This window comes from Mycobacterium noviomagense, from assembly GCF_010731635.1.
In the GTDB taxonomy this organism is placed as follows: Bacteria; Actinomycetota; Actinomycetes; order Mycobacteriales; family Mycobacteriaceae; genus Mycobacterium; species Mycobacterium noviomagense.
In genome coordinates this window covers 3,038,024-3,050,092 of the sequence record NZ_AP022583.1, presented here as the reverse complement: position 1 = coordinate 3,050,092, position 12,069 = coordinate 3,038,024, and the positions used below count along the sequence as shown (strand labels likewise).

Genomic DNA, 12,069 nt, shown 5'->3' with positions numbered 1-12,069 from the left:
CGCACGACACAAATGTAACCATGACACCTACACCGAGGTGTCGGTCACCAGCCCGGCCAGCTCCTCCGGTCCCGCCAGCACCTCCGGTTCGACGGTGACTCCGGTGCGCACGTAGTGGAAGGCCGCGCGGACCGCGGATTCCGGACAGCCCTGCAAGCCCGCCCACGCCAGCCGGTAGACGGCGAGCTGGACCGCGGCCTGCCGCATGGCCTCCGGCCCGTCCGGTGGTTCACCGGTCTTCCAGTCCACCACGGTGGCCCCACCATCTGGGTCGGCGAACACCGCGTCGATGCGGCCACGCACCACGGTCTCGCCGATGGCCATTTCGAACGGCACTTCGACCGCGACCGGGGTGCGCGCCGCCAACGGTGACCGGGTGAACGCCGCCTGTAACGCAGCCAGCTCCTCGGCGTCGGCCTGTGCGGCGCCAGTGTCGGCGCCTGGCAGGTCGTCGAGGTCGAAGAGCCGCTCAGCGCCGTAGAACCGCTGGACCCAGTCGTGAAATGCGCTGCCCAGCAAGGTATGTGGCTCGGGCCGTGCCGGTAGCCGCCGGGTCAGCCGCTGCCGCGCGGCGCTCGGGTTGCGGCCCAGCTCCACCACATCGCTGACCGACAACTGGTTGGGCAGCGCCGCAGCGGGTTGCTGCGGGTCGCGTGTCCGCTCGGCAAGCAGGGCATCGACGTCGGCCACCCACTGGGTGATGTCGGCGCCCGTCGGCGCGTCCGCTGACATCGCCGCGGCCACCAGCGCCGCTCCCCGCTCGACGTCGCGACGGCGCGCGCCCAGCGGGTCAGCGGGCCAGACTGCTTCAATCACCGTGTCGCGCAAGGGGTTCGGTTCTCCCGTGGCGGGTGGTGGGGCCCACTGTTCCACCACTCCGCAGGGCTCGCCGGCGGCGGCCGACCGGTCGACGACGTCCTTGAGTTCGCAGAGGAAGTCCGACGGTCCGCGTGGTTTGATGCCGGTCGCCCCCCAGTGATGGCCCGATACCAGCAGGGTGTCTTCGGCTCGGGTGATGGCCACATACAGCAGCCGACGCTCTTCGTCGACGCGGCGTTGCTCGAGTTGGCGGCGATGCGCGGAGATCGTGTCGGACAACTGCTTTCGGTTGGTGACGTCCGACGTGTCCAGGACGGGGACGCCGTGTGCGCCAGCCGACGCCCGGTCGCCGCGCAGCAGCGGCGGCAGGTCGGCGGGGTCGGTGAGCCAGGTGCGTGTCGACGCGGTGGAGGCAAACACGCCGGCCGACAGGTGCGGCACGGCCACCACCTGCCACTCCAAACCCTTCGCGGCGTGCACCGTGAGCACTTGGACGCGGTCTGCGGCGACGGTGAGCTGCGCGGGCGGTAATCCGTTTTCGACGACCGCAGCCGTATCCAGGTAGGCCAGCAGACCGGCCACCGAAGCCGGGCAGAGGGCCGGCGACGTGACGGCCCGCTCCGCATACGCCGAGACGACATCGGCGAACGCGTCGAGATGCTCGGCACCGGCCCACTCGGCGCGACTCGGCTGCAACGCGCGGGCCTCGCAGTCGACGCCCAGCACTCGCCGCACCTCGGCGACCAGCTCCGGTAGCGGGTGATCCAGGTGGCCGCGCAGTCCGGCCAGTTCGTCGGCCAACGCGAGGATGCGCTGATATCCGGGCGCCGAATACTCGCCGGCTGGGCCCGGGTCGCTGATCGCGTCGGCCAGGCATGCGCTGTCGGCATCGGGTCCGGACTCCGCGGCGAGCTGCTCGGCCGTCAAGGCCGGCCCGCGCTGCGGGTGGCCGCCAAGTTCTTGCGCGCGCCGCCACAACGCCGCGATGTCGCGGGCCCCGAGTCGCCACCGCGGACCGGTCAGCACCCGCATCGCCGCCGCCCCGGCGGTCGGGTCGGCAACCAACCGCAGCGTCGCCACCACGTCGGCCACCTCGGGAATGGACAGCAGCCCGGCCAGTCCTACCACTTCCACCGGGACGCCGCGGGCACGCAGCACATCGGCCATCGGCGCGGCGTCGGCATTGCGCCGGACCAGGACCGCGACGGTCGGCGCTGCAACGCCGCCGACGCGGCAGCGCTGGTAGAGGCGGTGCAGATGGTCGGCGATCCACTCGCGTTCAGCTTGCACGTCGGACAGCAAGGCGACGCGGACTGCGCCCGGCGGGGCGTCTGGGCGCGCGCGAAGGGCTCGCACGGCGACCGAGCGGCGCCGCGCTTCTGCGGAAACGGCGTTGGCCAAGTGAAGGATTCTCGGCGGGTTGCGCCAGCTTGTGCGCAACTCGAGGATCGGCGCGGGGCTGCCGTCGGATCGGGGAAAGTCGGTGGCGAACCGCGGCAGGTTGGTCGCGGAGGCACCGCGCCAGCCGTAGATCGACTGGATTGGGTCGCCGACGGCCGTCAGCGCCAGTTCGTCGTCGACCCCGCCACCGAACAGCGTCGACAACGCGACGCGCTGGGCGTGCCCGGTGTCCTGGTATTCGTCGAGCAGCACCACCCGATAGCGTTCGCGCAACTGCGCACCGACTTGGGGGAAGCTCGATGCCAGCCGCGCCGCTGAGGCCATCTGCAAACCGAAGTCGACCACCTTCTCGGTGAGCATCCGCCGGTGCAGCGCGTCAACCAGCGGCACCAACTCCGCGCGCTCGGTCTGCGTGGCCAGCAACCGCAACAGCCACTGACTGGGGCCCCGCTCCCGCTGGTATGGACCGGCCGGCAGGGTGTGAACCAGCTGTTCTAACTCCAGATGGGTGTCGCGCAGCTGATCGGTGTCGACGAGATGCTCGGTGAGCTGACTCCACAGCCGCAGCACCATCGCAGTTACTGCGGCCGGACTCTTGTCCGTGCGCAACTCGCCGCGGTAACCGCTGACCACGTCAAAGGCGAGCTGCCACAACTCGGTCTCGCTGAGCAGCCGGGAGTCGGATTCGACCGGCAGCAACAGGCCATGTTCGCGCAGCAGCGAACCGGCGAACGCATGGTACGTGCTGACCGCCGGTCCCGCGGTCGGCTCCTGGGCTGCCCGGCCTGCGGTTGCCATACCGACTCCGGCCAGCCGGGCCAGCCGCGACCGGACCCGGCGCAGCAGCTGACCGGCGGCCTTGCGGGTGAACGTCAACCCCAACACCTGATCGGGCGAGGCATAACCGTTGGCGACCAGCCACACCACCCGCGCGGCCATGGTCTCGGTTTTGCCCGCACCGGCCCCGGCGATGACCACCAGCGGACCCGGCGGCGCGGCGATCACCGCGGCCTGCTCGGCAGTCGGCTCCAAAAGACCTAGGGCACAGGCTAATTCGCTTGGACTGTAGCGCGGCGTCGGCGTCACTGCGGGCTCCCCAGATGTGCCGGGCAGCTGGGCCGTATCGGGCAGTGCGTGCAGCCGTCGTTGATCCGGGCGATGAACCGCGGGCCGGCTGTGGCCGCGGCAGCCTCGTGGACAAGTTTGCGCCAGTCCTCGCGCGTGGTCGGCGTGAGCGAATCCTGCTCGCGTTCGGTGGCGCCGTTGGGTCCGCTCCTGCCCAGGTAGACCAAGCGGGCGCCACCCGGCTCGTCGCCCTGGGCTACCAAGCCCTCGGCGATCGCCAGCTGATACATCGCCAGCTGCGCGTGCCGTTGCGCATCGTCCTTGCTGACCGGTGTCTTGCCGGTCTTGACGTCGACGATCACCAGCCGCCCGGCGGCGTCGCGCTCGATCCGGTCGACACGTCCGCGCAGCCGGACCCGAGCGCCGCCCTCTGTCTCGATGACGCCGTCGACGTCCACCTCGACACCGACCTCAGTCAGCTCCCGACGGCTCTGCGCCCGCCAAGCCAGGAACGTCTCGACCATCGCACGGTGGCGGGTCAGCTCGTTGGCCGAATACCACGGCGACTCGAATGGCAGGTGCTGCCAAGCCCGTTCGAGCTCGGCCAGCAGCTGCGCGTCGCTGCCGCCCGGTTCGGCGATCAGCGCGTGCAGCAGCGACCCGATGGTGGCGCCCAGATCGCGCGGGCCGGTTCCGCCGTGCCGCTCGGCCAACCAGCGCAGCGGGCAGTCGGCGAGCGTCTGCAGGCTCGACGGCGTCAGCGTGACCACGTGATCGTCGCCGCTGCACAGCGGCTGCTCCGTGCTGACGGGAATGAGGCCATACCACTGGACCGGGTCCGCGCCCGGCACACCAGCTTTGGCCAGCCGCGCCAATTGCCTTGCGGCGCTAGCACGTTCGACTTCGTCGACAGCACCATCCGGCGCGCACACCACGCCGCGCAGCCGGCCCACCACCGCCGACGCCGACAGCAGCCGCGGCGACGTCGCCGGCGTGAGGTCAAGATCATCCGTGGCGCATTGGGCCACTTCGAAGAAGAACGGCGACGGTAGTTCGGAGTCGGCTGCCGCGGCGACGTCGCCTGCTTCGGCGTCCACGGCGGTCACGACGAGCCGCCGACGGGCGCGACCCATCGCCGCCACCAGCAACCGGCGCTCGTCGGCCAGCAGCGGAGCCCATATCGAGACGTCCTGCCCGATACCGTCGATAACGTCGAGCAGCCGCTGGGTGGCCAGCACTCCGCCGCGTGGGATGGTGTTGGGCCACAAGCCATCTTGCAGGCCGGCGATGACGACCAGGTCCCACTCGTGTCCCAGCGCAGCGTGCGCGCTGAGCACACTGACCTGCTCAGCCGGTGCCCCCGGCTCGCGGCGGGCGGCGGGAAGCTGCAGACCGCAGACGTGGTCGACGAGCCCGCGCAGCGAGGCTCCAGCAGTTCGCGAGACGTACTCGCCGGTGACGTCAAACAGCGCCGTCACTGCATCGAGGTCCCGCGCCGCCTGAGCGCCGGCCGGGCCGCCGCGCTCAATTGCCGTCAACCACCGACGCTGCAGACCGGAGCGGTGCCAGGCCGCCCACAGCGTGTAGCACGGATCCTGGCCTGCCCGATGGCAGCGGGCGGCAGCACCAAGTACCGAGCGCACCCGGCGCAGCGGGCGCGCCTGCACCGCCGACAGCCGCAGCGGCTCGTCGCTCGTCAGCGCGGTCACCAGCAGGTCACCGAAGTCTGACTCCGAGCCGCCGCGGCGCAGCGCACGCCGCAGTGCGCGCAGCGACACCGGATCCACCCGCCCAATTGGTCCGGTCAACAGCGTCATCGCCTGGCTGGCGTCCAGGCCATCGGCCGTCGCTGCCAGCACAGTCAGCAGAGCCCGCGCCGCGGGCTGTTCGGGCAGCGAGCCGCCGATGGACGGCATCGCCACCGGGACACCGGCCCTGGCCAGCGCGTGCGGCAACGTCGCAGCAACCCGCGACACCGACCGGACGATGACCGCCATCTGTGACCACGGCACTCCGTCGATCAGGTGTGCGCGCCGCAAGGTATCGGCGATGATCGTGGCCTCCGCATGCGGCGAGGCCGCCAACTGTACTGCCACAGAACCGGAATCGGCGGCTGAGCCGGTGACCGTCCCGCCAACTCCTGCGGGAAGCCGGCGCGCGATCGCCGTGATCGCACCGGCCACGGCCGGAGCGCAGCGCTTCGACACCGTCAACCTCACCGACGGCGAATCGTCGGCCAACAATGCGGCCGGATCGGCACCGCGAAAACCGAACACCGCCTGGCTGGGATCCCCCGCGATCAACGCGAGATCCGCACCCGCAGCAAGCATTCGAACCAGCTGAGCCGCCTGCGGGTCGAGCTGCTGGGCGTCGTCGACCAGCAGCAGCCGAACCCGGGCGCGTTCAGCGGCCAGCAGCTGCGGGTCGGCGGCGAACGCGTCCAGGGCCGCTCCGACCAGTTCGGCTGCACCCAGCGCCGGAACCCTCGCTTGCGGGGCGGCTGTGCCGACCGCGGCGCGCAGCAGCATCACCTGCTCGTATTGTTGCGCGAATTGGCCGGCGGCCACCCATTCCGGGCGCCCGTGCAGCCGGCCCAGCCGCCGCAGTTGCACTGCATCGACTCCGCGTTCGGCGCACCGAGCCAGTAGATCGCGAAGCTCAGCCGCGAACCCGCCCGTGCCCAACGCCGGGCGTAACTGCGCCGGCCAGTTGACCATTGCTGCCGGCCCGTCGGCGATGTCACCGGCCAGCAGTTCCCGGATGATCGCGTCCTGTTCGGCATTGGTGACCAGCCGCGGCGGTGCATCACCGGCCCGCTGGGCGGCGAGCCGCAGCACCGCAAACGCATAGCTGTGCACGGTGCGCACCAATGGCTCGCGGGTCACCGCCGGTTGCCGGCCATCCGCGCGCGAGCGCAACAACGCGGCCGTCAATGCACTGCGCGTACGGATTCCGACTCGACCCGAACCGGTAAGCAGCAGAACAGATTCCGGATCGATCCCAGCGGCGATGTGCGCTACCGCGGCATCGACCAGCAGACTGCTCTTGCCGGTTCCCGGGCCGCCGAGCACACGCAACCGCCCACGCAGGCCAGGATGCAACGCCACCCGAGCCTCAACATCCCAGCGATCCATGCCGGCATGACACCACTGGGGTCTGACAAGTCAGGCCTGCGCGGCCAGCACTGCAGGTCAGGCGCATTCAGCGATGCCAGCGGACCGGCCCCGCCCACAATGGCGGCCGATCGTCGGGGTAGCCGATATGGGTGACCGTCACCGGCGCCGGAGGAGGGCTTTCCTCGACGGCATAGGTGCGGTCGTAGTCCGAGCGGCGACGCGGGTCACGCAACAACGCGTAGGCGGCCAGGATTTGGCGCAGCCGCTCATCGTCAGCTGAACTCGGTTGCGCCGAGCGCACATCGGGGTGATGCGCACGCAATTCCCGCCGGTAGGCGTGCGTGATTTCGTCTTGACTAGCGCTCGGCGATACACCGAGCACCGCGTATGGGTCCGTCATCTTCGGCCACCGCATCTTTTACCGCGCCGACGCAGGTGCGCAGGGTGGGCGCGCCTTCGGGTGCCATCGTATGCGCGCCCACCCTGACGTCTGTGCGGTCCGCAGCCAGAGCCACGCTCAGTGGCGGTGCGCACGCAGTCGTGCTGCGTCAGTCGCGCCTTGGGTACGTAGCAACATTCGCGGACGCACGAGTGTCACTGCGTGGGTTTTTAACCGTTGTAACCGTCCCAAACAGTCGGGGCATCACCTCCTCGAGTGTTTGTCAACCACTGCCGCGAACGCGCCGACCGGCGGGGGCGATCGCGGCCCACCCGCCGATGCGGCGCGTAAGCGGAGGCCGTCAGGCCTTGATCGCCGTGCGCTCGGCGTCGCGGTTGATCTCGATGCGGCGGGGCTTTGCCTTCTCGGCCACCGGGATGGCGAGCCGCAATACCCCGTCGTGGTAGCTGGCCTCGATTCTGTCGGTGTCGAGGTTCTCGCCAAGGAATAGCTGACGGCTGAACACCCCTCGTGGCCGCTCAGCCGACACCATCTCCCGGTTCTGGTCGAGGTCGGGTCGCTCGGCACGGACGGTCAGCACGTTGCGTTCCACGTCGAGGTCGAGCGAATCCGTGTTCACGCCAGGCAGATCGAACTCCACGATGAACTTGTCACCCTCACGCCAGGCGTCCATCGGCATGACCGCGGGCCGGGCCGCCGTACCGAGCACCTGCTGAGTCCAGCGGTCGAGATCCCGGAACGGGTCTGTGCGCATCAAAACCATATTTCACCTCCCAGATACAGCAGATGATCTATGTCTGCTGACATAGCTTTGTGATACCACGCATGGTATGGTTGCGCAAGTAGTAATAGCGTTTGATGTCGAGATGGAGAAGGGTTGACCGAGGACGCGTTACCCCGTTCCGCGCGCGGGGTGTACGGCATTTCGGTGATGTCCGAACTGTCCGGGATTGCGCCCCAGACGTTGCGGCTCTACGAGCGTCGAGGACTGCTCACGCCGTCTCGTACCGACGGCGGCGTGCGCCGCTACAGCGACGACGACTTGCGGCGTCTGGAGCGGATTTCTGAATTGGTCGCTCAGGGGGTGAACCTCGCCGGCATCGCACGCATACTCGACTTGGAGAACAGGAACAGTCAGCTCGAGTTCGATAACACCCAGCTCCAATCCGACAATGCGAAACTCAAAGCCGGCCGAAAGCGCGCGTCAGGCGCCACCGCAGGAAAGAAGGGGAGGAGGGATCATGGCGGAGGTCGAGAAGATCCTGCCGGTTGACGAAACACCTGAAGCCGACGCGATCGACCAGCACCGAACAGTTGATGTCGGCGACGAAATCGAGTTGGACACAGAGTATGTCGCAGACATCAGTGACCGGGAGGCCAACGAAGCCGACGTGATCGACCAAGCCACCATCGTGCCGCTGCCGGACGACGACGTGGGAAGCCAAGTGTGAAAACCTGCGATTGTGCTAGGCGTCGTCCTCGCCGGGGAAGTTGTTCGTGTGCTCGGCTGCTGCCCCAACTCGGTTGTCGCCGCTGAACAGGTGACCCCAGGTACTCAGCGCGACAGCGGCAGCCGCGTCGTCGACATCAGTGCTCAGTCCGTCCTCGGCGAGGGCGACCAACGCGTCAGCAAGGCTGAGTGGGTTGAGGCCGTGGTGCTTAGCCGTCTGCATGATTTCGACGAACGCCCGGTCAAGCCGGTACCGGCGTAAGGCGACGAGCACACCTTCGGCGGTGTCGAGAATCCGTGCGCCGGCCCGGCGTGTCTGCGGCGGCCGACGGTAGTCGCTCATCGATTCTCGCCTCCTTCGCGTCCGGATCGCCGGTGAACTGGTTTGCGCGGCAGGGCAATCAACATGGTCATCGCATGGCGGCCATGCACGCTTGCCACATATAACCTGTGCCCGTTGTCACATATTTCGCGGTCTGGTGGGCTCACTAACCCGGCCCGGTTCACGTCCTGCGCGCGGGCTGGCACGATCGACGCGTGACCGACGATCTTCATATGCACCAGTACGGCCCGCCGGGACCGGTGCAAGTCGTGGCACTACACGGCCTCACCGGGCACGGTCAGCGCTGGCAGCGGTTAGCCACTCACCACCTACCCGAGATCAGCATTGCCGCACCGGATTTGATCGGGCACGCCAGGTCGTCGTGGGCCGCACCGTGGACCATTGATGCCAATGTCAAGGCGCTGGGGGCCTGGCTCGACCAGCAGACCGATGGCCCCGCCGTGGTGGTCGGCCATTCGTTCGGCGGTGCGGTGGCGCTGCACCTGGCCGCCACCCACCCGGACAAAGTGGCGGCGCTTGTGCTGTTGGACCCGGCGATCGGCCTGGACGGCCAGTGGATCCGTGAGGTCGCCGAGGCGATGCTGGCCTCACCCGACTACTCCGACGTCGAGGAAGCGCGCGCGGAAAAAGCAACCGGCTCATGGGCCGACGTCGATCCAGCGCTGCTTGACGCCGAGCTCGAGCAGCACCTGGTGGCGCTGCCGGGCGGACGGTACGGCTGGCGGATCAGCCTGCCGGCGATGATGTCCTATTGGAGCGAGCTGGCCCGTGACATCGTCTTGCCGCCCAAGGGAACTGCGACGACGCTGATGCGCGCGACGTGGACCTCGCCGGCGTACGTCAGCGAAAAACTCATCAGGGCACTGCGCGGGCGGCTTGGGCCCGATTTCCGCCTGGTCGATGTGGAGTGCGACCACATGGTGCCGCTGGCCAAGCCCGCAGAAGTTGCCGCGGTGATCCGCGAACGGCTGGGCTGACCATGGCAGCGGTGACCGGCGAGCAGGTGGAGCGAGTGCGGGCGTTGGTCGCCGCGATTCCCGCTGGCAGGGTCGCCACATACGGCGATATCGCTTCTGCCGCAGAGCTTTCCAGCCCGCGCATCGTCGGTTGGATCATGCGCACCGACTCCGCCGATCTGCCCTGGCACCGGGTGATCACCGCCTCAGGTCGGCCGGCGCGGCATCTGGCTGCGCGGCAGCTGGAGCTGCTGCGCGCCGAAGGGGTGCTTGCAGTCGACGGCAGGGTCGCGCTGGAGGAGGTCCGTCACCGCTTTTAAAGCAGCAGCCGGACCAACGCCGCCGTGCGGGCCAGACCAGGGAATGCCGCCGCCGTCGACCGCGGGTGCAGCGCATGCACTGCCAACCGAAATATCAAGGCGCGCAACAACATCTGCGGCCACTCCGGCAGCGCATCCCATCGCTCGATGAGCCCGTCGTCGGCCTCCCCCCATGACAGCGCGTCAACCACAACCACACCCGCCGCCCATGATGCGGGCCGCCAGTACGGCGTGATGTCAGTGATGCCCGGGGCGGCCGTTCCCGCGAAAAGCACCGTCCCATAAAGATCCCCGTGCACCAGCTGGCTAGGGCTCTTGGTCGGTCGGCGCAATCCCGCAAGCTGGTTGATCAGGTCGATTGAGCGCTGGGTGTCGGCCGTCGCCGGGGCTATCCGCGCCGCAGGCGGCACTGAATGCAGTGGACGCTCCTCCCAGGCGGCACGGTCGGCGGCGATGAACACATCGACCTCCGCCCACGGCGCGGTCGGACCCTGGGTCAGAAAACGTGGACGTTCTAGTTTGCTGGTCGCCTCGTGTAACCGCACGGCCACGGAGACCACTTCGTCGTGGCGGGGCTCAGGCCTACCGGCGACGAACGTGTCGGCGCGCCAGCCGGACACCACATATCGGCCATCGGTCGAACGGACCGGACGGGCCAGGCGCACTCCGTCGACGAACAGCGTCTCGCGTACCCGGGCCGACCACGCCGCACGGGCGTGGTCGGCCACCATCGACAACACCACCTCGCCGCACCGCCAGCCGCCTTCCCAGCAGTCACCCAGCGGTACCGGGCGCACTCCACTTAGCCCGAACGCCGCCAAAACGTGCTCGGGCGGCCGCTCGACAGTCACAGGGTCAGGGTAACCGCGCTGACGACGGGTAATGCCGCTAGACACGACGCGCCAGCAACCTTGAGCCGCATCGTTACCGCGCTAAACACGATGGCCCGGCTCCTCCTTAGGCCGCTACGCGCCCTGCATCGTCACCGGATCAATACATCACCATGTCGGGCTGCATCTGCTTGGCCCACGCCACGATGCCGCCCTGCAAATGGACGGCGTCGGAAAACCCGGCCTTCTTCACCGCGGCCAACGCCTCAGCCGAGCGCACGCCAGTCTTGCAGTACAGCACCGGCATCCGGTCGTGCGGCAGCTTGGCCAGGCCCTCACCGGAATTGATCGACGACTGCGGGATCAGCTGCGCGCCGTCGATGTGGTTGATGTCCCATTCCACCGGCTCGCGCACGTCGATCAATGCGAACTTCTTGCCGGAGTCCATGAGCTCACGTAGCTCGCGTGGGGTGATGGCAGAGCCGGCGGCCGCATCCGTGGCGTCCGCGGACACCCCCCCGCAGAACTCGTCGTAGTCGATCAGCTCGGTGATCTTGGGCGTCGACGGATCCTTGCGGACGGTGATCGTGCGATAGCTCATCTCCAGCGCGTCGTACATCATCAGCCGGCCGAGCAGTGGCTCGCCGATCCCGGTGATGAGCTTGATCGCCTCAGTGCCCATAACCGACGCGATCGAGGCGCACAGGATGCCCAGCACACCGCCTTCGGCGCACGACGGCACCATGCCCGGCGGCGGCGCTTCGGGGTAGAGGTCGCGGTAGTTGAGGCCCCGGCCGTTGGGTGCGTTCTCCCAGAACACCGAGACCTGGCCTTCGAAGCGGTAGATCGATCCCCAGACATACGGTTTTTTCGCCAGCACCGCGGCGTCGTTGACCAGATAGCGGGTCGCGAAGTTATCGGTGCCGTCAAGGATCAGGTCGTATTGCTTGAACAGCTCGACGGCGTTGCCCGGCTCCAGCTTCGTCTCGTGAAGTCGCACCTGCACCAGCGGGTTGACCTCGGCGATCGAGTCGCGCGCGGACTGCGTCTTCGGTCGGCCGATGTCGGACACCCCGTGGATGATTTGGCGCTGCAGGTTCGATTCGTCGACGACGTCGTAGTCAACGATGCCGATGGTGCCCACGCCGGCGGCGGCCAGGTACAGCAGCGTGGGCGCTCCGAGCCCGCCCGCGCCGATCACCAGCACTCTGGCGTTCTTCAGCCGCTTCTGCCCGTCTACCCCGAGATCCGGGATGATCAGGTGGCGGCTGTAGCGCGCAACCTCCTCCCGGGTCAGCTCGGCTGCTGGCTCGACGAGCGGCGGCAACGATGTCGACACCGGATATCTCCTTGGTCTAACTTCTCAGGT

The 12,069-nt window shown here is 68.4% G+C and carries 11 protein-coding genes; 4 read left to right on the top strand and 7 right to left on the bottom strand.

What is annotated here, in order from left to right:
• Nucleotides 1-27: 27 nt before the first annotated feature.
• The 4 genes from G6N15_RS14315 to G6N15_RS14300 all read right to left on the bottom strand — a co-directional run bounded on the left by G6N15_RS14315 (nt 28) and on the right by G6N15_RS14300 (nt 7,564).
• Nucleotides 28-3,306 carry an ATP-dependent helicase gene (locus G6N15_RS14315; RefSeq protein WP_163748079.1) on the bottom strand — a complete coding sequence of 1,093 codons (3,279 nt, stop codon included), beginning with the start codon at nt 3,304-3,306 and terminating at the stop codon, nt 28-30.
• Complete coding sequence (locus G6N15_RS14310; protein ID WP_083086271.1) at nt 3,303-6,419, bottom strand: ATP-dependent helicase; 3,117 nt, start codon at nt 6,417-6,419, stop codon at nt 3,303-3,305. The genes G6N15_RS14315 and G6N15_RS14310 overlap by 4 nt, the downstream gene beginning before the upstream one ends.
• Nucleotides 6,420-6,486: 67 nt before the next feature.
• On the bottom strand, nt 6,487-6,801 hold the full coding sequence (locus tag G6N15_RS14305; RefSeq protein ID WP_083086438.1) for a J domain-containing protein: 315 nt from the start codon (nt 6,799-6,801) through the stop codon (nt 6,487-6,489).
• Nucleotides 6,802-7,141: 340 nt separating this feature from the next.
• Complete coding sequence (locus G6N15_RS14300) at nt 7,142-7,564, bottom strand: Hsp20/alpha crystallin family protein (protein ID WP_083086273.1); 423 nt, start codon at nt 7,562-7,564, stop codon at nt 7,142-7,144.
• A 114-nt stretch (nt 7,565-7,678) separates the two neighbouring features.
• Here G6N15_RS14300 and G6N15_RS14295 point away from each other — a divergent pair, with 114 nt between their 5' ends.
• Nucleotides 7,679-8,074, top strand: coding sequence for a MerR family transcriptional regulator (locus G6N15_RS14295; RefSeq protein ID WP_264019264.1), 396 nt, complete (start codon nt 7,679-7,681; stop codon nt 8,072-8,074).
• Nucleotides 8,043-8,252 carry a hypothetical protein gene (locus G6N15_RS14290; protein WP_083086276.1) on the top strand — a complete coding sequence of 70 codons (210 nt, stop codon included), beginning with the start codon at nt 8,043-8,045 and terminating at the stop codon, nt 8,250-8,252. The genes G6N15_RS14295 and G6N15_RS14290 overlap by 32 nt, the downstream gene beginning before the upstream one ends.
• Nucleotides 8,253-8,267: 15 nt before the next feature.
• On the opposite strand, the gene G6N15_RS14285 is transcribed toward G6N15_RS14290, so the two are convergent.
• The gene (locus tag G6N15_RS14285; protein WP_083086278.1) at nt 8,268-8,594 is read right to left on the bottom strand and encodes a hypothetical protein; all 327 of its coding nucleotides are present in this window, start codon (nt 8,592-8,594) and stop codon (nt 8,268-8,270) included.
• Nucleotides 8,595-8,788: 194 nt separating this feature from the next.
• On the opposite strand from G6N15_RS14285, the gene G6N15_RS14280 reads away from it, so the two are divergent.
• Together G6N15_RS14280 and G6N15_RS14275 are read left to right on the top strand one after the other, a co-directional pair.
• Nucleotides 8,789-9,571, top strand: coding sequence for an alpha/beta fold hydrolase (locus G6N15_RS14280; RefSeq protein WP_083086280.1), 783 nt, complete (start codon nt 8,789-8,791; stop codon nt 9,569-9,571).
• A 2-nt stretch (nt 9,572-9,573) separates the two neighbouring features.
• On the top strand, nt 9,574-9,870 hold the full coding sequence (locus G6N15_RS14275) for an MGMT family protein (RefSeq protein ID WP_083086283.1): 297 nt from the start codon (nt 9,574-9,576) through the stop codon (nt 9,868-9,870).
• On the opposite strand, the gene G6N15_RS14270 is transcribed toward G6N15_RS14275, so the two are convergent.
• Together G6N15_RS14270 and moeZ are read right to left on the bottom strand one after the other, a co-directional pair.
• On the bottom strand, nt 9,867-10,721 hold the full coding sequence (locus G6N15_RS14270) for a TIGR02569 family protein (RefSeq protein ID WP_083086285.1): 855 nt from the start codon (nt 10,719-10,721) through the stop codon (nt 9,867-9,869). The genes G6N15_RS14275 and G6N15_RS14270 overlap by 4 nt on opposite strands.
• 139 nt (nt 10,722-10,860) lie before the next feature.
• On the bottom strand, nt 10,861-12,039 hold the full coding sequence (gene moeZ, locus G6N15_RS14265; protein WP_083086288.1) for an adenylyltransferase/sulfurtransferase MoeZ: 1,179 nt from the start codon (nt 12,037-12,039) through the stop codon (nt 10,861-10,863).
• Nucleotides 12,040-12,069: the final 30 nt, after the last annotated feature.

Excerpts from the sequence above, each read along its gene's own strand:
- G6N15_RS14310 (WP_083086271.1), bottom strand. The coding sequence starts at position 6,419 with ATGGATCGCTGGGATGTTGAGGCTCGGGTGGCGTTGCATCCTGGCCTG.
- G6N15_RS14305 (WP_083086438.1), bottom strand. The coding sequence starts at position 6,801 with ATGACGGACCCATACGCGGTGCTCGGTGTATCGCCGAGCGCTAGTCAA.
- G6N15_RS14300 (WP_083086273.1), bottom strand. The coding sequence starts at position 7,564 with ATGGTTTTGATGCGCACAGACCCGTTCCGGGATCTCGACCGCTGGACT.
- G6N15_RS14290 (WP_083086276.1), top strand. The coding sequence starts at position 8,043 with ATGGCGGAGGTCGAGAAGATCCTGCCGGTTGACGAAACACCTGAAGCC.
- G6N15_RS14285 (WP_083086278.1), bottom strand. The coding sequence starts at position 8,594 with ATGAGCGACTACCGTCGGCCGCCGCAGACACGCCGGGCCGGCGCACGG.
- G6N15_RS14275 (WP_083086283.1), top strand. The coding sequence starts at position 9,574 with ATGGCAGCGGTGACCGGCGAGCAGGTGGAGCGAGTGCGGGCGTTGGTC.